The sequence below is a fragment of the Flavobacterium sp. P21 genome, assembly GCF_050632225.1.
Taxonomy (GTDB): domain Bacteria; phylum Bacteroidota; class Bacteroidia; order Flavobacteriales; family Flavobacteriaceae; genus Flavobacterium.
In genome coordinates this window covers 2,958,699-2,981,951 of sequence record NZ_CP192585.1, presented here as the reverse complement: position 1 = coordinate 2,981,951, position 23,253 = coordinate 2,958,699, and the positions used below count along the sequence as shown (strand labels likewise).

General features: G+C 33.5%; 20 protein-coding genes and 3 pseudogenes. 3 read left to right on the top strand and 20 right to left on the bottom strand.

Annotated features, from left to right (window positions below; genetic code table 11):
• Window positions 1-22: 22 nt before the first annotated feature.
• Together ACQ9BO_RS14840 and ACQ9BO_RS14835 are read right to left on the bottom strand one after the other, a co-directional pair.
• Window positions 23-475 (bottom strand): hypothetical protein, encoded by a 453-nt coding sequence (locus ACQ9BO_RS14840; protein ID WP_431241366.1) that lies wholly within the window; start codon window positions 473-475, stop codon window positions 23-25.
• Window positions 476-629: 154 nt separating this feature from the next.
• Window positions 630-1,265, bottom strand: a complete 636-nt coding sequence (locus tag ACQ9BO_RS14835; RefSeq protein ID WP_431241365.1) for a hypothetical protein — start codon at window positions 1,263-1,265, stop codon at window positions 630-632.
• A gap of 262 nt (window positions 1,266-1,527) precedes the next feature.
• On the opposite strand from ACQ9BO_RS14835, the gene ACQ9BO_RS14830 reads away from it, so the two are divergent.
• Window positions 1,528-2,325 (top strand): polysaccharide deacetylase family protein, encoded by a 798-nt coding sequence (locus ACQ9BO_RS14830; protein WP_431241364.1) that lies wholly within the window; start codon window positions 1,528-1,530, stop codon window positions 2,323-2,325.
• An 84-nt stretch (window positions 2,326-2,409) separates the two neighbouring features.
• On the opposite strand, the gene ACQ9BO_RS14825 is transcribed toward ACQ9BO_RS14830, so the two are convergent.
• Entirely contained in the window at window positions 2,410-4,812 is a 2,403-nt protein-coding gene (locus tag ACQ9BO_RS14825; RefSeq protein ID WP_431241363.1) for a TonB-dependent siderophore receptor, read from the bottom strand.
• A 224-nt stretch (window positions 4,813-5,036) separates the two neighbouring features.
• On the opposite strand from ACQ9BO_RS14825, the pseudogene ACQ9BO_RS14820 reads away from it, so the two are divergent.
• Window positions 5,037-6,178 (top strand): annotated as a pseudogene (locus ACQ9BO_RS14820) (PepSY-associated TM helix domain-containing protein).
• Between the two features lie 28 nt (window positions 6,179-6,206).
• Here the strand turns inward: ACQ9BO_RS14820 and ACQ9BO_RS14815 are convergent.
• From ACQ9BO_RS14815 to ACQ9BO_RS14790, 6 genes are all read right to left on the bottom strand, one after another.
• Window positions 6,207-6,473, bottom strand: a complete 267-nt coding sequence (locus ACQ9BO_RS14815; RefSeq protein ID WP_431241362.1) for a hypothetical protein — start codon at window positions 6,471-6,473, stop codon at window positions 6,207-6,209.
• A 59-nt stretch (window positions 6,474-6,532) separates the two neighbouring features.
• Window positions 6,533-6,973 (bottom strand): methyltransferase domain-containing protein, encoded by a 441-nt coding sequence (locus ACQ9BO_RS14810; protein WP_431241361.1) that lies wholly within the window; start codon window positions 6,971-6,973, stop codon window positions 6,533-6,535.
• Window positions 6,974-6,988: 15 nt separating this feature from the next.
• Entirely contained in the window at window positions 6,989-7,459 is a 471-nt protein-coding gene (locus ACQ9BO_RS14805) for a helix-turn-helix domain-containing protein (protein WP_431241360.1), read from the bottom strand.
• On the bottom strand, window positions 7,435-7,809 hold the full coding sequence (locus ACQ9BO_RS14800; RefSeq protein ID WP_431241359.1) for a hypothetical protein: 375 nt from the start codon (window positions 7,807-7,809) through the stop codon (window positions 7,435-7,437). The genes ACQ9BO_RS14805 and ACQ9BO_RS14800 overlap by 25 nt, the downstream gene beginning before the upstream one ends.
• Before the next feature lie 93 nt (window positions 7,810-7,902).
• Window positions 7,903-8,898, bottom strand: a complete 996-nt coding sequence (locus ACQ9BO_RS14795) for an SDR family NAD(P)-dependent oxidoreductase (RefSeq protein WP_431241358.1) — start codon at window positions 8,896-8,898, stop codon at window positions 7,903-7,905.
• 102 nt (window positions 8,899-9,000) lie between these two features.
• Window positions 9,001-10,185 carry a serine hydrolase domain-containing protein gene (locus ACQ9BO_RS14790; RefSeq protein WP_431241357.1) on the bottom strand — a complete coding sequence of 395 codons (1,185 nt, stop codon included), beginning with the start codon at window positions 10,183-10,185 and terminating at the stop codon, window positions 9,001-9,003.
• A gap of 589 nt (window positions 10,186-10,774) precedes the next feature.
• Here ACQ9BO_RS14790 and ACQ9BO_RS14785 point away from each other — a divergent pair.
• Window positions 10,775-12,718: a glycoside hydrolase family 97 catalytic domain-containing protein gene (locus ACQ9BO_RS14785; RefSeq protein WP_431241356.1), complete on the top strand. Its 1,944-nt coding sequence runs from the start codon at window positions 10,775-10,777 to the stop codon at window positions 12,716-12,718.
• A gap of 60 nt (window positions 12,719-12,778) precedes the next feature.
• Here ACQ9BO_RS14785 and ACQ9BO_RS14780 read toward each other — a convergent pair.
• From ACQ9BO_RS14780 to ACQ9BO_RS14730, 11 genes and pseudogenes are all read right to left on the bottom strand, one after another.
• Window positions 12,779-13,400 (bottom strand): annotated as a pseudogene (locus ACQ9BO_RS14780) (DUF417 family protein).
• A 79-nt stretch (window positions 13,401-13,479) separates the two neighbouring features.
• Window positions 13,480-14,292 (bottom strand): helix-turn-helix domain-containing protein, encoded by an 813-nt coding sequence (locus tag ACQ9BO_RS14775; protein ID WP_431241355.1) that lies wholly within the window; start codon window positions 14,290-14,292, stop codon window positions 13,480-13,482.
• A 42-nt stretch (window positions 14,293-14,334) separates the two neighbouring features.
• A pseudogene (locus ACQ9BO_RS14770) lies at window positions 14,335-15,688 on the bottom strand (glycosyltransferase family 2 protein).
• An 87-nt stretch (window positions 15,689-15,775) separates the two neighbouring features.
• Window positions 15,776-16,447, bottom strand: a complete 672-nt coding sequence (locus tag ACQ9BO_RS14765) for a hypothetical protein (RefSeq protein ID WP_431241354.1) — start codon at window positions 16,445-16,447, stop codon at window positions 15,776-15,778.
• A gap of 152 nt (window positions 16,448-16,599) precedes the next feature.
• Window positions 16,600-17,292 carry a YaiO family outer membrane beta-barrel protein gene (locus ACQ9BO_RS14760; protein ID WP_431241353.1) on the bottom strand — a complete coding sequence of 231 codons (693 nt, stop codon included), beginning with the start codon at window positions 17,290-17,292 and terminating at the stop codon, window positions 16,600-16,602.
• A complete protein-coding gene (locus tag ACQ9BO_RS14755) occupies window positions 17,267-17,815 on the bottom strand; it encodes a tetratricopeptide repeat protein (RefSeq protein ID WP_431241352.1) in 549 nt (182 codons plus the stop codon). Before ACQ9BO_RS14755 ends, ACQ9BO_RS14760 begins: the two co-directional genes overlap by 26 nt.
• Window positions 17,815-18,180, bottom strand: coding sequence for a response regulator transcription factor (locus ACQ9BO_RS14750; protein ID WP_431241351.1), 366 nt, complete (start codon window positions 18,178-18,180; stop codon window positions 17,815-17,817). The genes ACQ9BO_RS14755 and ACQ9BO_RS14750 overlap by 1 nt, the downstream gene beginning before the upstream one ends.
• Window positions 18,181-18,254: 74 nt before the next feature.
• Window positions 18,255-19,703 carry an ATP-binding protein gene (locus tag ACQ9BO_RS14745; RefSeq protein WP_431241350.1) on the bottom strand — a complete coding sequence of 483 codons (1,449 nt, stop codon included), beginning with the start codon at window positions 19,701-19,703 and terminating at the stop codon, window positions 18,255-18,257.
• Complete coding sequence (locus ACQ9BO_RS14740; protein WP_431241349.1) at window positions 19,673-20,239, bottom strand: GAF domain-containing protein; 567 nt, start codon at window positions 20,237-20,239, stop codon at window positions 19,673-19,675. The genes ACQ9BO_RS14745 and ACQ9BO_RS14740 overlap by 31 nt, the downstream gene beginning before the upstream one ends.
• 259 nt (window positions 20,240-20,498) lie before the next feature.
• On the bottom strand, window positions 20,499-21,917 hold the full coding sequence (locus ACQ9BO_RS14735) for a TolC family protein (protein ID WP_431241348.1): 1,419 nt from the start codon (window positions 21,915-21,917) through the stop codon (window positions 20,499-20,501).
• On the bottom strand, window positions 21,898-23,253 hold the full coding sequence (locus ACQ9BO_RS14730) for an HlyD family secretion protein (RefSeq protein ID WP_431241347.1): 1,356 nt from the start codon (window positions 23,251-23,253) through the stop codon (window positions 21,898-21,900). Before ACQ9BO_RS14730 ends, ACQ9BO_RS14735 begins: the two co-directional genes overlap by 20 nt.

The following is a 23,253-nucleotide window of genomic DNA, read 5'->3' as shown; positions in this document are numbered from 1 at the left end:
TTATATTAGTATTTTTAAAATATTACATTTCGTTCAAGTCGTTGAACTCGTGTAAAGATTTCAATGTGCTTTCGTAAAATAAGATGGCCGCGATAAGGTTTCCTTTATCAGAATAAGGCATCATTTTTCTTTGGAAATCAACCGTTGTATCCAAGAAAGTTGTAGTACCAATTGCTTGAGTATCTAACACTTTTTTGTGCTCATTATCGTCTGGAATCCCCAAATCTGCCATTGTAACTCCTGGTTTTGTAACCAAAGCAATGTAAGGAAGTGTTTTTACCAAAACTTTAATACGCTCGATGTACAATTCTAAAAGTTCTCCCTTTTGCATACCGCTCAATTCTTTTTGATCATGGTATTTACGGATTAGGGCTGTTGTACTGATAATACTTCTTGGAGCATTTTTTGCTTGTGCTGATACAGCTACAGTAGCCAAGAAGCAAAGGAAACTTAGTAAAAAGATCTTGCTTTTCATTTGTTAGTAGATTTGGTTAATGGTGTTTCGAAACAAAAATATATAAATTAACTTAAATTGCAACTGTATTGATTTCTTTTTTGCAATTAAATTTTCGATTATATTAATTTATAAGTTAAATATTACAAATTATTTAAAAATCAATCTTAAATTCTTATGACTTAATGATTCTGAAGCGTCCTGGATATTTAATCCATATACTTTTCTTATTTCCATAATAGTCCATATATTCTTCGCAAACAAATACTGCATGCGCTGTTGACCATGCAACTACACCGCAAAACTCACTTCCTGCTTCACGTTTCAATTTTTCTATTTGTTTGCCTTTTTGGAATCCCAGATATTTATAAATTGTTGGCGTATAGACTTCGCCACTTTCTAAATCCTCCAATGCTTTATCAAAAGTATCTTCTTTATCAATAATCTGTTTGTATTTTGCCATTACAGCGTAGGTCAATATTGCGTATTCGATTATTTTTTCATTCTCGCAATTATCTTTAATACAAACAAAATCGGCAGATATTTTAGCTTTGCTTATTTCGTCATTATTAATATGAAAAGAGTCGTTATTTTTTAGTGTTATTTTTTGCTCTTTATCATTTATTTTCTCCGTTACAAAAAGATTGTCTAAGCCGTAAATATTTAAAGAAGCTTTAATAAATGCAATTGAAGAACAATTTGTGCGCTCGCCCTGCTTAAAGCTTTCAAATATTTTATCAGAACTTAATTGACCATACGAACTTGAACAGACAAAGACTAAAAATAAAAATATTGAAGTTACAGATTTCATGCCTTTAAGTTTTATAATTGTGTACCAATACATCTTTGAAAATAATATTGGGTTTACAAATCTAAAAAAATCAACTCATAGTCTAATCTACTTTTCAAATTTTATTAAAAAATATAAATTCTTTATCGGTTTCTTAAAAAAGAAAATTTAAAACTTATGAAATTAATTTTTAAAAATTATCTTTATATCAACTCAGAAGGAGCATGAAAAGGATAAAAAAACAATAAAATCACAGTAAATGAACTAATCGAAATTTCTTTTTATGAAGAACTTATTTTCAAAAAAAACAGCACTGATTCTAATTGTTGCTATTGCCGTTTTTGTTCTATTTTTTAAAATGTATCCAGAAGAAAAGACTTCTGCTGAAAAATCACCTAAAAAATCATATCCACCCGGTGTCCTTTTTACTTTTGACGATGATTACATAGAAGATTGGTACCAAGCCGATCAATTATTACGTCCTTACGGATGGAAAGCAACTTTCTTTGTTTGCTGGTATGGAAGTTTGACCGAAGACCAGAAAGCGAAACTTCATTTTTTGCAAAACAGAGGACATGATATTGCTGGTCATGGTTATAATCATTTGAATGCACTAAAATATTCAAAAGAATTTGGCATCGAAAAATACATCAATGATGATATTTTGCCCTTGAAAGTCATGATGAAGAAAGATGGATTCAACATACATTCCTTTGCATATCCTGATGGTGCGCGAGATGCAGAATTGGATACTGAATTACTCAAACATTTTGATATCATTAGAGGTACAACTTATGAAGAAATTAGGCCAGAATCTCAATTTTGCTATTATGAAGGCAACAGAGTAGTTTACGGTTTAGGAATTGATGACGACTACAAACAATTCAATATTCCTTATTATAAAACGCTAATCGATTATGCCAAAGCTCATAATAAAATAGTCATTTTTTACGGCCATAAAACTGTTGCTAATGCTGATGAAAAATTAGAAACTCCGATTTCTGCATTAGAAGATCTTTGCAAATACGCCAAAAACAATGGTCTGAAATTTTATACTATTGATGATTTGGCTAAATTATAATTAAAAAGTAAATCAAAAGGGATGATTTCAAACAATTGAAATCATCCCTTTTGATATTATAGAATTCTATTTTTGAAACACAATTTAGAATTTAAACGTCACATTTGCTGTTACACGTGTTGGGTTTTGAGCCGCAAGTCGATATGACCAATATTTTTCGTTTGTCAAGTTGTCCACTTTCAAGCCAATTCTATATTTTGGCTGATCGTAAAAAAGCGAAGCATCTAAAACGGTATAAGACGGAATAGTAAATTTGAAAGTAGTGGTGTTTGTCTGATAGTATTCACTTCCATAAATTCCACCAAAACCAATTCCTAAACCTTGCGCACGTCCCGTAACTACCCTATAACTTGCCCATAAATTTGCCGTTCTTGGCGATCCTGCTGTACTTGGACGTAAACCTTCAACATTCGGGTTGCTTTTTTCGTATTTACTATCATTGTAAGTGTATCCAGCAACAATGTTTAATCCAGAAATTGGATTGGCAATCAATTCTGCCTCAAAACCTTTACTAACCTGCGTTCCATCCTGAATTGAATAATTAATATGATCTGGATCGTCACGAGTAATATTGGTAACAGCAATATCATAATAACTAAGTGTTGCCGATACTTTAGGAAGATCAAACTTAAAACCTCCCTCCCATTGATTCGCTTGATTTGGTTTGAAAGTATTCCCATAAAAATCCGAACCAGAAACATTGCTGAAACCATTCATATAATTACCAAAAGCGACCACTTTATCTTTTACAAGTTGGTAAACTACTCCAAATTTTGGAGATACCGCTGTTTGATTATAATTTCCAGCAATAGAATCTTTACTAGGATAATAAGTACCATGATTCTCGTATTTATCAATACGAACACCACCCATAACTAATAATTTCTCCGTTACATTTAAAACATCCGAAACATAAGCGCTATATGTATCTTCGTCATTAGATACAAAATTTGCATAAGTGGCATTGGCAAACATTGGTTCCACTTTTTGAAGAGTAAAATTATCGTAAGTCGCACCTGGTTTCTTGTAATCCATCGCTGGCATATTCACTGTCGCATCATTTCTTGTAGCACGTAAACTGTAAAAATCTAATCCTGCAACAACCCTGTTTTTAAGCTTGCCAATATTAAATTTCCCAATAAAATTTTGCTGAATATCAGTTCCATAAAATGGTGAATCCTGGTTAGTAACCTGTTGTCTTAATGTTGTTGCCGATCTCATTTGCAAAGCCACAACATAACCCTCAGACGATGATCTAGTTCTTGACAAAATAGTTTGAGAAGTCCATTCGTCAGACATTTTATATTTTAACTGCGTAAAAATATTGTATTGCTGACTGGTATAATTGATTGTATTATTAGCGAAAGATAATTTATAAGGAATATCAAGTGCTTCAATACTACTTTGTGTGTTAGCCACCACAAAAGGAGCAAGTCTTGTTGGCGAAGTTGCTTTGTACAAACTAAATTCAATATCAATTAAAAGATCTAGCCTGTCATTGATTTTATATGAAAAACTTGGTGCAATTGAGAAGTTTCTGTTAAAACCAGCATCTTGAAAACTTCTTTCGCTATGAAGCGCTGTATTGATTCTCAACAAAGCTGTTTTATCCTGATTAATTGGCGTATTTACATCAAAAGTCAATCGGTTTAAATCCCAACTCGCCGCTGAATAAGAGACTTCTCCTTTAAAAGTATCAAAAGGTTTTTTCGTAACACGATTGAAAAGTCCTCCAAAAGAAGACAAAGTACTTCCAAAAAGTGTTGCAGATGGTCCTTTAATTACCTCAATACGCTCTAAGTTCGAAGGATCAATTGTAGTGTAAGTAAAACTTCCAACACCATTTCTAACTACTTGTGGAGTAGGAAAACCACGAGACATTGAAGTTGTTCGACCTTGATTACGAACCTCGGCAATACCCGCTCCAGGAACATTTTTAAAAGCACTATTGTAATCTGTTACTACTTGCTCTTTCATTAATTCCTTGCTTACTACAATATAAACTTGAGAATTTTCAATGTTTTTCAAAGGCATTTTGGCTACATCAAAACTCTCTTTTTTAGCAAATCTGTTTCCTCCTGTACGAATTACGACATCATCTAAATTTTCGATTGATGAATTTACTTTGACATCTATTGAAACTGAAGGAATTTGTTCTGTAATTTCAGCAGTTTCTAATGAAGATTCGTAACCTGACATGGTAACTTCTAAAGTATATTTCCCAAAAGGAACTTTTTTAAACTCATAATTTCCTGCTGAGTTGGTTACGGCAGTTTTATTGATTTCGACCAATTTTACCAAAACGCCCTGACCAGCATTTCCTTCATTTGTAATCACACTTCCAGAGATTTGCCCTGTTTGAGCGTGAGCAAATCCAAAACTGAAAAACAAAGCAATTAATAAAAATGTTGGATTGTTTATTAAATCTGATATTTTTAAGCTAGAAGATTTTACAAAAGAGGAAATTAAATGTAAAGATATTTTCATGTTATTCTTATTTATACTTATTCTAAATATGGCGCAAATGAACAATATTTATTTCAATCTATCAACTGAAAAGTGCAATTTTTTCAGAAAAAATCATTAAAAATAAGCGTACCAAAAACACTAAATCAAATCCTTGAAAAGCGCTAATTATTATTTGGACTGTTTCTAAAATACAACTATATTTGCGCGCACAGCCCAGAATTCTCAATAAATACATTTCAATTATGATTTCAATTCCGAGTCTAAAACAGATTAAAAATATAGCTCGCCAAATTCACTTATGGCTTGGGCTTGCAACCGGAATTATTGTTTTCATAATTAGTATAACAGGCTGTATTTATGTTTTTGAAGAAGAAATAAGAGACTTTTCAAAAAACGAAAAATTAGTTGTTCCGATTCAGGAAAAGCCTTTTGTTGGACTTGAAAAAATTATCAACAGCTTTCAGAAGGAATTTCCAAAAGATAAAATCACTGCAATCAAAATAAACCAGCAAATTCTAAATGCCGCTGTAGAACTTTCGACAAAAAAGAAAACCTACTATTTTAATCCGTATGATGGTTTTCTGATAGGCAATGAAAAACAAGATTGGCTAACTGTTGTGAGAAAACTTCACACAGAACTGCTTTTGGGTGAAACAGGTAGTTTTATACAACGCTGGGCAGTTGTAATTTTTGCTTTGATGCTAATTACCGGATTAATTCTATGGTTCCCACAGCAAATGAGGTCTTTAAAACAATCTTTGACGATTAAATGGAAAGGCACTTTTAAACGTGTTAATTATGATTTGCACAATGTATTGGGATTTTATGCTTCTTTTTTCTAATTGTGATTGTATTTACGGGTTTGTTTTTTGCTTTTAAAGAAGTTAAAAATGCAGTTGCTTTTGTAACAGGAACAAAACTTAGCGAAGGAACAGAAGTAAAATCTGAAACCATTCCGCAAAAAGAATCTCTAGCGGTACGTTACGACCGAATTTACAAAACAATAAATCAGAAATATCCGGGTGCAAATACCGCATCGTTTTCAATAAAAAAGGACAAAGATGTAAGATTAAGATTGACTTATCCTTACAAATGGTCCCGAAATCAGAATACATTTTTCTTTGATCCCAAAACTGGGCAACTACTTCGTTACAAATTATATAAAGATTTCAATGTCGCTGATATTATAGAAGCATCAAATTATGAAGTTCATACTGGAAGATTCTTTGGTTTATTCGGTAAAATAATCGCCTTTTTTGCGAGTTTGATTGCGGCAAGTTTGCCGATTACAGGATTTATTATTTGGCTTAAAAAGAAGAAAAAAACACAGAAAAAAGCTCCTTCGAAAAAGACTCACAAAAAATTAAAAGAGGCAATAATTTAAAATATTGCCTCTTTAATTTTATATCATTTTAAGCTTTTGTTCCGTAAAGGAAAATCCTTTTGAAAGCATAAATAGCGGGAAGTTTCGGGAAATTTTCCGCTATTCTTTCTTTATAAATGTTTGTAAAAAGATTTTTCTGATCTTCATTAAAAAGTTCCATATACGGAATCAACGCTGAACCAGAAATAAAGTCATAAAGTTCATCGTGACTTTTAGCAATGATGGGATAAACCTTCGTCATAATTTGAATATCTTCGAGATTACCGTCAAACATTATTTGTGCGTACTGATCCATACTCAACACAGGAGATTTTCTTTTCCAACCTTTTAAATAACTTTTAAACGGTTCTTCACTTACAAGCTGATGCAGGATTTGATTGAGCTTATTTTCATTCTGAACCGGCATTTGTATTGCAAATTGCCCCCAGAATTAAGCAAATTAATAAGCTTTGAAAATAACTCTTCATGATTGTCAGACCATTGCAAAGCCGCATTGCTAAAAATCAAATCCCATTTTTTATCGGAATTTGCAATGCCTTCATTAGTAGATTGTTCAAAATGAAGATTTTCAATTTCAAATGCTTTTGATTTTGCCAGCATTTCTGCTGAAGAATCGACTCCAAGAAAATCAATCTGTTTGAATTTTTCGGCTAAAAAAATAGACTGCTCCCCTGTTCCACAACCTAAATCAATGGCCTTTCCAGATTCTACAGGTTTAATCAGCTCCATTAAATCAAGGAAAGGTTTAAAACGAATGTCTTTAAACTTATTATATATTTCAGGATTCCAAGGCATATTTATCTTTATTTACTAATTGTTAGTATTTAATTTATTCAATAAATCTGTTGGTGCATAACCAAATCTCTTTTTAAATGCGACCGAAAAATGCGAAAGATTTTCAAAACCAGTTTCATAACAAACATCAATCGGTTTTTTCCTTTTTTCAGCAAACTGATAATGTGCCAATTCCAATCTTTTCTTCGTGAGCCATCGCTGTGGCGTGCTATCAAACGTTTTGCTAAAATCTCGTTTAAAAGTTGTCAGACTTCTGCCAGTTAAATAACTGAACTTTTCTAAAGGCAGATTGAACATAAAATTCTTTTCCATAAATCCAGCCAAATCAATTTTTCCGGGCTCTTCAAAATTCGCCAATACATTATCAATGTCTTTATCAATTGCTCTCAGAATCGTGATTGCTTCTGTGATTTTCAGAGAAGCAATGTCCTCAGGAAGTTCGTCCATATCAAAATACGGAATCAATGATGCGAGACAGCTTTCCAACAAAGGATGATTGCTGAAGGTGTATATTTTTTTGATTCTACCGCTTTTGGTTTTCTATCTAATTTAGCATAAAAATCACGCAATTTTTGTACTGACAAATGCATTACAACCGTTTTATGTGGTAGCCCATCTTTAGGATAATTAATAATAGTTGCCAACTGATTTCTTGGTATCAAAAAAATATCTCCTTTTTTAAAAACATAAGTTTCATCAGCTTGTACAATTTTTGTTTCTCCTGAAATAAACCATATCAGCATGTGATGCTCAAACATAATATCCGATTTGAAAAATGCATCTTCATATCTAGAAAGTTTTATGTCTTCGGTGATGTATTTTGCTTCGTAATTCATTGTATTTCTTTCTGATAAAAAAACACTGCTTTTATTTTTTAATCTTTATTCTCCTAAAGATATTAAAAAATAAAAAAGCAGTGTTGGTTTTATTTACTTAATATTAAATTTAATCCCAGTCATTTCTTCGCTTAAAGCCCATAAACGCTTAGCATTGTCTTGATCCAAAGAATATATCTTAACTCCTGGAGTTATCGAATTATCAATCGCAATTGACGCAATTTCTGAATCTTCACAATACACCCCGCCAATATTATTCAATTTTGGACTTACAGCACACCAAACTGTTGTTGCGGCACCTTGAGGTATTGTTTTAAGTGAAGTCGCGACTTCTGGACGAATATTGCCTTCTGCATCGCACAATCCCATTTTAATGAATAATTCTAATGGTGCTTCTCGAGCTAATTCGGTGCCACCAATTGAACCCGGATGTAGTGAATAAGCTCTTACATCATGTTGCTTTGCTCTTTGGTCTAATTCTAATGCAAATAAATTGCTTGCTGTTTTTGACTGGCCGTAAGCTTGTAGTGTTTCATATTCTCGATTCAAAAAATTTGGGTCATCAAAATTAAAATCTCCAAACTGATGTCCTTGAGAAGATACATTGACTACTCTTGCTCCATTTGCTTTTTTTAAAGCAGGCCATAATTTGGCGGTAAGCTGAAACTGAGCTAAATAATTAGTTGCCAATTGTGACTCAATACCGTTGCTCGTTCTGCGAAGCGACACCCACATTATACCTGCATTGTTAATTAGTAAATGGAGAGGCCTATTTGAATCTAAAAATCTTTGGGCAAAAGTGTCAATAGATTTTGGGTCTGCTAAATCGAGTGCTTCTACTTCTGTATTTTTAATTCCTATCAGATTTCTATTGGCTTTTTCAACATCTCTTGCCGCAACTATAACTGTTGCACCTACTCCTGCCAATGCTTTTACTGTTTCCAAGCCAATTCCAGTGTTTCCGCCTGTTACGATTGCGATTTTGCCTGTAAGATCAATACCTTTTATAACATCACTTGCTGTTGATGCAACATTAAATCCAGAATCAACTGGTTTTTGCATTAATCCTTGATAATTGTTCTGTTCCATTTTTAAAATTTTTAATTATTTTTTAATGAAACAAAGGTATAAGTCATTCAATGCATCAATTTTGTTCAAACGTCCGAATGTACTTTGTTTAAACGTCCAGAATTACTGTTTAGCATCATACGGAATATATTGATCCCATTGCCAAGGCGTGTAAGTGTCTGCAATAGCTGTTTCTAATAAATATTTTATTATGCTTCCAGTACTGTAACTGTTGGACAAAATCAACATCCCGATGCCTTTTTCTGGAAAAACAATACTATAATTTTGAAAACCAGAACCTTGACCCTCTTTAAATGCTCCAACTCCATAAGGCGATTTTAAAACACCCCAACCCAAACCGTATGAAAGATCGATGGCATCATTCCAATTGCCATCTTGAGTTGCGCCTGGTCCAAATTGGTTTTTAGACCGAATGCGAATCTGCGGACTAAACATTTCTTGATATGATTTTGCTTTTAGTATCTTTTTGTTCAAAATTGCCGTCATGAATTTGCTATAATCTTCAGCAGTCGTTTCCAAGGTCCCTGCACCTCTTGGCGCATTATCTTTGTCTTTTTCCTGCTTTTTTCCGTCATTATCATAGCCATATGCATAATCTTTTTCAAATTTTTCCTGCCATTTATAGCTGGAATTTGTCATTCCCAAGGGCTTGAATATTCTTTCTTGAGCTAGTTCTTCTAAAGGTTTTCCTGTAATTTTCTCAATCACAACTTGCAGATACGTTAGTCCTTCTCCAGAATAGCTGTATCGTGATCCTGGTTCAAATTTTATGCGCAGTTTTTCATCTGGTTCAAACCAACGCCAATTTGGAAATCCTGCAGTATGATCCAAACACATTCGGGCTGTAATTTTTACATATTCAGGGCTTGCTTTTAAGTCGGTATAATCTTCATGCCATACTTTGTGCTCATATTCATAAATTGGTTTTGGAAGATAACTTTGTAATGGCTTGTCTAAGCTTATAACACCTTCTTCAATCATTTTCATTACTAAAACAGCAAAAACTGCTTTGCTTAAAGATGCACCATACATGTTGGTTTGAACTTGTAATTCTTTTTTATTTTCAACATCGCTGTAACCAAAAGCTTTCATATATACCGGCTTTTTTGCATTAAAAACAGTTACCGACAATCCTTTTACATCGGCTTTTTGCATTAAAGTTTTGATCTTGTTTGTTAAAGAATCGGGAGAAATGGAACTTCCGTCGAGTTTATGGATTGAAGTAGATTTTTGGGCAGACACAGAAAAAAGACCTGCAAGAAAAGCAATCAAAAGAATTTTTCTCATTTTAAAGTTATTAAAAGATTAGTCTGTTTTCGATTTTTTCAGATAATCGGCTTAAACTTTTAAAGCAAAATCACCATCAAACAATCTGATTATAAACTTAATAGAAAAATAACCAATTTCAAAATAAGAAATTTTTAGTCTAATTATTTCGGAATGACTCGAGCGGAGTTTTAATTCTTATTCTGTTTTTTAGAATTCAAAATGGTTTTTCTGATAATAAATAAGGAAACTCCGTATCCAAAAATGATGAAAAGCAATAAAATCATTTCAACTATTACATTTTGCGATACAATTTCCATTATCATATCTATAATATTTAATTCAAAAATAAACAGCATCTTCTCTGTGAAAGTAAATTTAGTTGTTATTTTTTAAACACAACTTTAATGGGATTGCTTAGTTTTTTTACAAAATCAAATGGTTTGAGTTCCTGTAAAACTTAGCTTTTAAAACAATTCTTTAAAAATTTCCAAGCAAAATCTTCATTCAAAATGATTCTTTTAAAAAACATTTCAAAAATAGTGTTATTTTTACACTTATAACTATTTTTAACCGCTATATTTTTACTAACCTATTTAAAACCGCCAAAATGAGATGTTTTTTTCTTAGTTTTCTTTTATTTTCAATTTCATATTCGATTCAAGCCCAAAAAACAGAGGCATTTAGCCCTGATAAAAACATAAAACTCGAAATTTCTGTAAACAACGGAAATGCTTTTTATAATGTAAGTTTTCAAAACAATGAATTTCTGGGGCAATCTCCTCTTGGTTTGGTAAGTTCTGTAGGAGATTTTTCTAAAAACTTAAAATTGGTCGGCAGTGCCAAAGAGAAAATCCAAGAATCCTACAAGTTAGATCGCTCAAAAGTCAGTCAAGTGAATTATAAGGCGAATCAATTAAAATGTATTTTCACAAATACTGCAAATGACACTCTAAATGTCATTTTTAGAATTACAAATACAGATATTGCTTTCAGTTATATCATTCCAAAAAGCAAAAAAAATAGCGGAAACTGTACGATTGAAAAAGAAATTACAGGTTTCAAACTTCCTTCAAAATCCACCACTTTTATTACGCCACAAGCACCGCCATTAAGTGGTTGGGAAAAAACAAAACCTTCTTATGAGGAAGAATATACTCGAGAAGCTACTATTGGGACAAAATCACAATACGGATTAGGATTTACTTTTCCAGCACTTTTTCATGTGGAAGATAAAGGCTGGCTTTTGATTTCTGAAACCGGAATCAGTGGAAATTATGTTGGAACTAGATTAAGTGACGCGAGCACTGACGGAATTTACACGATTAGTTTTCCGCAAGAAGGCGAAAACAATCATGAAGGTCCAGTAACAGCAACGGCAACTTTGCCAATGCAAACGTCTTGGAAAACCATAACATTAGGGAAAACATTGAAACCAATTGTTGAATCGACTGCTTCTACAGATGTTGTAAAGCCTCTTGTCAAAACTTCAAAAATATTTGATGCCGGCCGTGCGAGCTGGAGCTGGATTGTTTGGCAAGATGAAAGCTGTAATTACAATGACCAAAAAACTTTTATTGATCTTGCCTCAGACATGAAATGTGAATTCATTTTGATTGATGCGCTTTGGGATGTAAATATCGGAAAAGAAAAAATGGCCGAATTGGTCCATTATGCTAAATCAAAAAATGTTGGCGTTTTACTTTGGTACAATTCAAATGGAAACTGGAATACAGCGCCACAAACGCCAAAAAACAAAATGAATACATCAGAAGCGCGTCGCGAAGAAATGAAATGGTTGCAACAAATTGGCGTCAAAGGATTAAAAATTGATTTTTTTGGCGGAGACAAGCAAGCTACTATGAAATTATATCACGATATACTTGTTGATGCCGCTGAATTTGGCTTGAACATTAATTTTCATGGCGCTACCCTTCCCCGTGGTTGGGAAAGAATGTATCCGAATTACATGACAAGCGAAGCGGTTCTTGCTTCTGAAAATTTGGTTTTCCAACAAGCATTCAGTGACAAATATGCTTCAACCGCGACGATTTACCCTTTTACAAGAAATGCTGTCGCTTCAATGGATTTTGGTCCTGTTTTTTTAAACAAACGTCTGCATCGTGAGCCAAACAAAGGCACAATCCGTAAAACTACAGATGCTTTTGAAATGGCGACAGCGGTTATTTTCTTTTCAGCTGTTCAACATTGGGGATTAACGCCAGAAAATTTAAAAGAAAAACCTTCTTACTTGTTCGATTATTTAAAAGCTGTTCCGACAGTTTGGGATGAAACCGTTTTTATAGATGGTTATCCTGGAAAATATTGTATAATTGCCCGCAGGAAAAATACAAAATGGTATGTTGCCGCAATTAATGGCGAAGACAAACCAAAGAATATAACCGTAAATCTTCCGATGTTAAAAGGCAAAAATGTTTCTGTTATAAGTGATGGTGAAGGTCAGGAATCAAAATTCAGTACTATCAAACTAAATAAAGCTTCGTTCAATCTTGAGCTTTCTGCAAATGGCGGAACGGTTTTGTTTATGCCTTAATTTTCAAAAAATATACAAAAATCCCTGCGTATTAAATGCGCAGGGATTTTTGTATATTTTTTAATGAATAAACGTTTTTGCTTTGCCAAGAATTCTTTTTGCACTATCAGATGCAATAATCAAACCGTACGCTCATCATAATTATATCTTTTAAAACCAAACGTCCTCCGACAGAAAGATAAGGAAAACCAAACTCTGGCGTCGGGAAATCTCCTCCTAGATTTGGGACATAAACTTCAGGCGTTGTGATTAAAAAGGACAAAGTGACAAATGACATTCCGAAAGTTAAAAGTCCGCCCCAAAATCCAATTTTAGGAAACCAAATTCCTAAAAGAACCAATAAACCAATCGAAACAATTACAGTTCCCAATCCGTACGAAAAAATGTAAGTGCCATTTTCTTCGTGCCATTTAATGTTTTTTTCAACTGTTTTGCCTTCTAAATTTTTGTGCAATGTGTACGCTTTGACTTGTTTTCCTTCATCATTGGCAACCATTTTATTGGCATCTTTATAAAAGAAACTCATAAAAGGACTGTTTGAAACAAGCGGAACAATTCCGTCAGCTTCATATTTAAAGGCTTTTAATCCACCAATCCAAGCCATTACGATGAAGATGGCAATTCTCAAAAAGTGAACAAAATTGTTTTGTCCGCCAGCAATAAATCTTATAAATTTTTCCATTTTGATTCTGTTTTAAATACACACCAAAATTAGTTTACAAGTGCATGGATAAAAATGGATTTAAAGGAGTTTACATGGACTATTTAGCCACAATAGAAATACCGACTTCTTTTCGGAAATCCTTCGGGGAAATTCCGACATTCTTTTTAAAATAACGGCTGAAATAGAACTCATCTTCAAAATTAAGATCAACGGCAATTTCTTTAATCGGCTTGAGGGTTAAATGCAAAAGTTTTTTGGCTTCTAAAACGATGCGATCCTGAATAAGTTGTGAAGGTGATTTTCCGAAATGCTTTTTTATTCTTTTACTAAATGTATTGACCGTAAGTTTGTATTTAGAAGCATAAAAAGCTACTTCTTTGGCTTCCCGAAAATGTTCGTCGAGCAAATGCTGAAACTGTAAAATAGTAGCATTACCAATCGATTCCTGAATTTCAGAAGGCATTTTCAACTGTTTTTCTTTACTGCTTAATGCTAAAACAACCTGCAAATAGGATTTTAATATCGAATCGTCATAATCAAGTTTCGAATCTTCAACCTTTTTCATTCTTTCGATGATGCTGATAATTTCTTCATAAATAAAATCAGAAATGGTTACAAAAGGTTCCTTATAAATATCATTGAACAAAATTCCATTGCAGGCAACTTCTTTTTTATGATATTCAATACAATAAAAATCTCCATGAAAACTCACTTGATTTATAAAAGGCGCTGAAGAATTATTCCATTTAAATAATTGATATGGAGATAAAAAGACAAGACTTTTCCCGCTACATTCATAATCCGTTAAATCAACTGAAAAAGAAGCCTGACCGTCAAATATCAGAATATAATAATACGGTTCGTTTATTTCTTTTCCAATAAAATCGGTTTTCTTTAATTCAATTCTCATAACGGAGCTCCTTTTTCAGAAATAGGATAATACAAAAATAACTTATTCCTTTTTAGTAAAACCTTTTCGGGTCATTTCGCCCCAACCGTGCGTTCCTTTGATTTTCTCTTTATACCCCACTAAAGCCGCGTAAACTGCCATTGGATGAAAATATAGTGGTTCAATAAAAGCCGCCAATAGCAACTTAAAAAAATCGGCTTGTTTTGGATATTTATGAAAAGTTCTTTCTTCGCTGAACAATGCCAAAACCGAAAAGAAAACGGCAAAAGTGTAAACAAATAATAACAGCAAAAAGAAAAAATGCCAGTTAAGCAAACCTAAAATTATAAAAACCAAGGTAATGACAAGGCCGATAAATTCAATTCCTGGAGCCAAAAACTCAAATAATGTCCAATAAGGAACACTCAGCATTCCCAACAATTTATATTTTGGATTCATGAACATTCTCTTATGAAAACTAAGTGTTTCGATTGTTCCTCGCATCCATCGACTGCGTTGTTTTTTGAATATTTTGAATTCTTCTGGAGCTTCTGTCCAACAAAGCGGATCTGGAATGTAACTTACAGAATATGGCAACTTATTTTCAAGCATATAGCGACGCATTCGAACTACTAGTTCCATGTCTTCACCTACTGTTTTTGTACTATATCCGCCAGCCAATAATGCAATTTCCTTGTCAAATGCACCAAATGCACCAGAAATCAATAATAATCCGTCCAGTCTTCCCCATGCCATTCTTCCCAAAAGAAATGCACGCAAATATTCTAAAACCTGAATCCTCGGAATCATGCTGTCTGGAATATTCACTTCGATCAAACGGCCGTTTTTAATTATACATTGATTGGCAATTCTCACCACACCTCCAGTTGCAATAATGCGTTTTTCATGCGATTCTAGAAAAGGTTTTGCCAATTTCAAAAGTGAATCTTTATCTAAAATACAATCTACATCAATACAAACCACATACGGATTTTGAGCAATATTCAATCCTACATTCAAAGCATCGGCTTTGCCTCCATTTTCTTTATCGGCAACAATTAATTTTTTGAAAGCGGCGTTTCTAGAAGTATAAATTCCTTTGAGTTTTTTGGTCTCAATTTGTGGATGGAAATCAAGTTCGGTCAAAACTAAATCATACGTTTTGATTAGAATTTCCATTGAATTGTCTTTACTTCCATCATTTACCACAATAACTTGATAATTATTATAATTCAATGAAAGCAAGGATTTTACATTTTCTTCAATTGTAAAACCTTCATTATAAGCTGGCGCAATCAACGAAAGTTTTGGCGCTAACTCGCTTGTAAGCAAAACTTCGTAGTCAACAAAACTGTTTTTTTAGATAGCTCCTAAGCTCCTTTGTAGAAAGATACGCTAAGATAAGATACGAAGACATGATCAATATCGCATAGCCCAAAATAAGCACTATGTATATATCTACAAACCACAGCAATTCGTTATTTAAAAAATCCATTAGTTTTAATTATACGGTTAAAGTCTGCAATACATTTTGCGCTTCATATTTAATCAAAGTATTTGGCGCTCGATCTACTAATTCAGCCACATAAGGAACTTTTTGTGTAAGCTTCAGTTCTTTAATGAGTTTTAATCCAAGTGTGACTACAGTTGTGTTTTTTGATTCCAATAAAAGCTCCACTCCTTTTGTATCGCCTATATCATGTTTTTTAAAAGCTCCAATTATATTCAACTGTGTCCAATCATCGATCGGATCAGGATGTTCGGTCAAATGAACAATACCTTTTGTTCCCGCTAATTTGATACAAGCATTAATTGCGACGATTTTTAAAGTCTTTTTTCGGGCTTTGGAAAATGTTGTAATATTTTCAAGTGCATCGCTAATATTAAACTCAGCAAGTTCTGTAATTCCTTTGCATTTTACTTCCCATCTGAAGTTTCTAAGTTTCTTAAATGAATCATTTATCAACCCTGAATCTTTATAAAGCTGTTCTAGTTTTTGAGCATAAACACCATCATAGTTTTTGTGCAGATTTAGGATCGTTTCCATTACAACTTCTCTAAAAAATGCATTATTTAAAAACAAATCCAAGCTTCTTTCTTTCTGAATTGTAGCAAAAGTCATGTCTTCAAAAACCACTGCCGCCATCAATTCTTCAATTGCTCGCACTGTATTCAATTCTGAGTCTTTCTCTTTTAATGTTTTTATTTCTGCTCCAAATAATGACTACATACAACAAAAAAGAGGCTCCAATAAACAAGTATATTGAAAAAATCAAAAATGGTACTACCCAATCCCCTTTTTCATATAGTTCCCAAACTTTTTCCATATTAAAAACGTTTAGTAACGATTAGCCGCAGATTAAACCTGTTTCTATATTCTCCTGGAGTATATTCCTCGCGCTCATAAAGAAAAATTGGTCGAACGAAAAAAGAATCTCCAAAACGATGCTGATATTGCAATCCAACTCTAAAAGCTTCTAACGGTTGTGTAAAGCCGTTATAAAGATACAAGTACGGAACCGTTCCGTATTGAAGTTCTAATCTTATAATACTTTCTTTTTCTTCATTAGTTTTCTGCAAACTCAAAACATGTGAAAACAGTGAATTTCCGGTGTCGTAATACGGTCTGTATGCCAATGTATAACTTCCTGTATTGTATGCAATTTGTCCTGTAAGCAATGTAATATCATCATTTTCAAAATGCATAAATCGCGCTCCAAATGCAAAATCAAATTTTTTAACTGGTGCAAAATAATATTCTAGACCAGCCTTTCCAACGGGAAATAATGTTTCTCCTGTTGAAAGTCCAGCATTGGCATATAAATAACTTTTGTTGGAAAAGGTTTGATAAAAATCAGTTTCAAAAAGCATTTGTGTATCATTGCTGGTATTTCCAATATTAGCGCGACCCACAATTGCCGATTTGCTGAATTTATGTGAATATTCAACATACCCATAATGCAAAGGCGATTGCCCTGGCTCTGAAGTAGAAATATTAAGATAAGATGCTCGCAATTGCATTTTTTGCTTTTTTACCAATCAATGTTCGAATGCTTCTAAATGGCTGTGTGCTATTGTCTGCAATAGATGCTTTTTCTATAAGTTCCAAAGCTTCTTGATCGCGGTTTAGTTTTTCAAGACAAGTCGCTTTTGTTTTGATAACTTCTGTAGATTTAGGCTCGATTTCAAGATATTTATCACAATATGAAATACATTTTTCATATTGTTCTGACCAAAAATACGTATTGATAATCGCCAAAAGAGCATCCGGATTTGGTTTTGCCCTATCAGCCATCGGAGCCAATATCTTTATTGCTGTGGAATACTCCTTTTTCCAACTATAAATTCGGCCTGTATAAACCTGAATATCTTCGTTTTCAGGAAATTTTGCACGCAAAGGCTCAATCAATGATAAGGCTTTATCGAAATTATTCTTCTCTGTTTCTTGTTTTACTTGAGCCAAAACTGCATCGATATTTACTTCTTGCCCAAAACAAATTGAAGAAACAAACAACAAAACAATTGAATAATATAGAACTTTCATTAAGCTTTGATTTTTAACAACTTATTAATTCGGACTAAAAGAACGGCAGGACTGATTGGTTTGGCAATAAATTCATTTGCACCAATATCAAAAGAATCCAGTTCAGTTTGTTCAACACCTGAAGAAGTCAATATTATGATAGGAACTTCTGAATTAATAGTTTCCCTCACATACTGCGTAATTTCCATTCCGCTTATACCAGGCATGTTTATATCGGTTAAAATCAAGTCGTAATTGTTTTTTTCGATGGCTTCAAGCGCATCTTTTCCGTCAGAAAACTGGTCAACAGTAAATCCTTTGGACTCTAAGAAAAATGATAATGATTTGCGTAGGATATCATTATCTTCGGCTAAAATGATTCTCATTGTTATTATAATTTGAGGCAAAAATGCCATTTATATTAGGCGTATATGTAAAGCTAAGGCTTATTTCTTTTTTATCAAAGCTCCTTTAGGATTTTAACGGTCTCATCTATACCACAATGCAAAATGTTTATTTTATCAGCACTTTCAGAAGTAAATTGTTTTTTTGAAGCTTCTTCTTCAATAATTGACAAACAATTTGTGAGATCAGAAAGCATAAAAATATCTAAGCTTGATTTCATATTATGTGCCAGTTTCTTTGCCACATCATACTCCTCATTCTTAAATGCTTCTTCAAGTTGTACTGTTTGACTAGGGATTTTTTCTATAAAAAGATCAATCATTTCTTTTCTAAAATCAGGATTGCCACAAGCCATTTCGTCTAAAATAGAAAAATCAATAATTCTTCTTCTTCCATGATCAGCATCTGGGCTCATTACCGTTTTAATAGCTTTTAAAAGCACCGCCTGTTTAAAAGGTTTTGGGACATAAGCATTCATTCCAACCTTGTAACAACGTTCCTGCTCTCCAACAAGAGAGTGCGCGGTCATGGCAATAATCGGAATATCCGATTTCATTTCATTTCTGATGTATTCTGTGGTCTGATAGCCATCTTTAATTGGCATTTGAAGATCCATCAAAACTAAATCATAATTATTCTTTGATAAAAGTTCGATGCCTTCTTCCCCATTTTCGGCGATATCTATTTCAAAACCAAAATTTTGCACGACGCTTTTTGCTAATTTCTGATTCAGAATATTGTCTTCGCAAAGCAAAATTTTTAGATTTCCGAGGTCATTTTTTGAAATTGTTTTGACAGTCTCAAGTCTTTCAGTCGCTTTTTTATAAGAAATAACAAAAGAAAATTCTGAGCCTCGTCCTTCCTTACTTTTTACCTGAATTTCAGCATTTTGAAGTTCAACCAATTGTTTTACAATATTTAGTCCGAGTCCAGTGCCTCCAAACTTTCGAGTTGTGCTTTCTTCGGCTTGTGTAAAACGTTCAAAAATAGAATTCAGCTTGTTTTCTGGAATTCCAATTCCGGTGTCTTTTATAGAAAATCGCAGTGAATAATGACCTTCTGTTTCTTCGATCATTTTTACCGAAACTGTAACATCTCCATCATGAGTAAACTTTAACGCATTTCCAATAAGATTAACCAAAATCTGATTTAATCTTCCTTGATCTCCAATAACCGTATCAGGCATATCAGCATCTAAAAAGAGATTGAATTCTACCTCTTTGTGCGCTTTTACTTTTAATAAATTATAAACATGTTTAAGTGTCTTTTTTAAATTAAAAGGTTCTGAATCAATCGTTAAATTTCCCGATTCGATTTTAGAAAGATCTAAAATATCATTTACAATCAAAAGCAGATTTTCGCCGGCAATCTGAACGCTGTCAATATAATCGCGCTGTGTTTCATCAAGTTTTGTTTGCGCCAAAAGATCTGTAAAACCAATAATTGCGTTTAATGGTGTACGGATTTCGTGGCTCATATTGGCCAAGAAACTGTCTTTTGCCAAAACAGCACGTTCTGCAATTTTTTCTGCGTGGCCAATTCAATATTTTTAGTCTGAACTTCCAACTGATTTATGACGTGTTTTGCAACTATTGAAAGCGCATTTCGCTGATTTTCATCTAATGTTTTTGTAACATGATCTATGGCGCATATTGTTCCGATGTTAAATCCATCTGGAGTTGTAAGCGGAATTCCGGCATAAAATCTTATTTTAAAACCGCCGGTAACATTTGGATCATCTTTAAAACGCTCGTTCAAAAATGTGTCATTAATTTCGACCATTTTTGATTCCATAATGGTATATTGGCAAAAACTGATTTCACGCGGCACCTCTGAAACTCCTATTCCAATCTCAGATTTAAACCATTGTCTGCTTTCATCAATAAAAGAAATATGGGCAATTGGAACTCCACAAATATAAGAAACCAACTTTGTGGCATCGTCAAAAGCATGATCTGGAAGTGTATCTAAGATATTATAACGTTTTAGGGTCGCTAAACGTTCGAATTCATTCTCTGGAATTGGATTTTCTTTGCTCATTTATAAAGTGGTAAAGTGCATAAAGGTAAAATATTTCAGCTAAAAATTGGCATAAATTGTGGTTTAAGCAGGCTAATAACTGAATAAAGCACACATATGACACAGATTGAACGAATTTTCACTGATTATATATAAAATCTGTTCAATCCGTGTTATCTGTGTGCTATTTACTAATGATTAAAAACAAAAACAGCAGTAAAAAAAATTACTGCTGTTTTCTCCTAATATAACCAACAACTAAGCGAACAAATAAGCTTTTTTAATCTGGATTTGCCAGTATTTTGTACAATTCGGCATTTGACATATAAAACTGATTTTCAATGCTAATTTGAGACAGTTTTGCGCTCACTAGATTATTCTCTCTCGAATTAATCAAGAAAATGGAGCTTTCGCCAAATGAAAACAGTTTTTCTTCTGAATTCAACATTGTAACGTAATCTTTTACCAGATTATCAATTACCTTTTTTTGTCTTTTTAAAGATGATATTTCAGTTTGTTGTGCTTTAATTTTGTTTTTCAGCTCCAACCTTTGTTGCTCGATATCAAATTGTATATCCTGAATTTTGAATTTTGCCAATTTAAGGCTTCCTCTTTCTTTTCTTAAAAAGATAGGAATACTAAAATCGACATTAAATTTGTAATCATCGGCATTGAAAGAACTCCAATATGAAGGCTCTGAAATATAATTGTAGCCAACATTCAACTTAGGAAGCAATGAATTTGCTTTCAGTTTTCTGTTGATTTCCAACATATCCATTTTTGTTTCCAAAGCCTGAAGTTTTGGATGTGATTCTAAGCCTTCAACCTCCACCATCATCGCGTCGGTTTTTAAGGTTGTTTCTAATGTTTGAATCAGATTTTCTTCTGGTTTTACATTATCTTCTAACTCAACCGGAACGTTTTCAATCCATAAATAATTGGACAAGTACAATTTAGCTTTAGCCAATTTTAAATTTCCATTTTCAACATTAAGCTGTCTGTTTCTTACTGTGATTCCAGCTTCAACACTATCAATTGCAGGTGCATCGCCTAATTCAATCAACTTTTTTACGCCTTCAAAACGTTTGCTTGCAAAGCCTAAATATCGATTATAAAGTTCGGCTTCATTATAGCTTTTTCTCCATTCAAAATAGGCTTCGCTTGCTTTGTACAACACTTCAATTGCTTTTAGTTTTCGCTGTGCATCGCTTAATTTTACTTGCAGTTTTCCTTCCCTAACATCAGCCATTCTTTGATTGATGAACATTCCTTGTCCTAAAGCTACGTTTATGCCTAGTGAAGTCAAACCCGCTTCTGGAGTTTTATTCTGCGGATTATAATATTGCCCGTCAGTATCGTCAAAACCCGCTTTTATCTCAATTCCGTACCAAGTCGGGATTTTGAAACTACTATTTAATAACGAATAATATTCGGTTCCTTTAAACTCTTTTTTGCTGTAATCAACTTCAATTTTAGGATCAAATCCGCCACGTGCGACCATAAGCGGCGCCTGTGCATTGCTGATATCAAGGTTCGCTTGTTTTACTAATGGATGGTATTTTTTGACGTATCCTAAAAATTCGCTGTAACTTAATTCTTCTTTATTAAAATCCTGACCATACGAAATCGAAAAACAGAATAAAAACAAAAGAGAAAATAGTCTTGCAACGTATTTCAATTTATTTTTTGTCCTTTTCATATTTTGCCTCCTTTACATCTGACTTATAATAATTCGGTGGAAAACCATTTAGATTTCGCCATATTTCATACCAAACCGAAACCGTTTCCAACAAGGCAATACTTTGCGCTCCAGCTCCAATACTCAATTCCTTTGGCCATTTATTGTCTGGACCATCTGGCGAAATAAGTACTCTGTATTTTCCATTAGAACTGATGAAATTTTCGATAGCTACAATTCTTCCTCCATAAGTTCCGTACGATAATCCCGGCCATCCAGAAAATACGATTCTTGGCCATCCATCAAACCAAACTCTCACTTTTGCACCACGATGCACCAACGGAAGATCGATTGGATCCACATAAGTTTCGACAGCAATATCATAACTTGCCGGCATAATGCTTACAATTGGAGTTCCTTCTTTGATCGTTTCTCCCAAACCAGCCAGCAAAGCACGGTTTACATAGCCACTTTGTGGTGCTGTAATATAATATAGTCCGTTTCTAAGTCGGTAATTTGTGTATTGATTTTCCAGCTTATTTACCTGCGCTTCTGTGTCATATTGCGTGCTTAAGGCAGTGAATTTATCGCTTCTTGATTTCGAAATTTTCTCGGCGTACTCAGCTGTAATTCGGTTAATTTCGACTTTTGCATTTATCAATTCATTTTTGTCGCTTAAAAGCTTGTTTTGCTGTGTAATGATATACGCTTCAGATTCCTGAAGTTTTAGTCGTTTCTGCTCGACATCTGTCAATGGTTTTAAACCTTCTTTATTCAGTGCTGTCGAACGATCAAATTGTGTTTTAGCAATTCTCAATTGCGTTTTTACAGCTTCAAGATCCATACTATCACTCTTTATTTTCAATTGCGATTGTCTTATCTTATTTTGTGCTTGTTGGAGTTTTAACTCTCTTTCTGTGTTAAGTGATTTTGCCTGAACTTCAAGAGAATTTACTTTGTCGCCATACGATTCAACTGCCATTTTTTTAGCATCAACCTGCTGTTTTGTATTTCCAACAAGATTTGGATCTAGGTAATCTTCTTTTACCTCAGAAATAAAAACAATTGTATCGCCTTTTTTAACATAATCACCTTCCTGCACGTACCATTTTTCGATTCTTCCCGCAATGGCGTTGTGGACTGTTTGTGGTCTTTGATCTGGTTTTAAGGTTGTAACCGAACCGCTTCCTGAGATATTCTGCGTCCAAGGAAGAAACAGACAACCAACAGCAAACAATAAAAATCCGATGATGACTCTGTTTAAAATTTTATAATGTGGTCTTCGAGCAACGTTTGTTATAGACGTGTATTTTCCTGGAGTTATAATTATATTATTATCTTTTGATATATTGAGCAT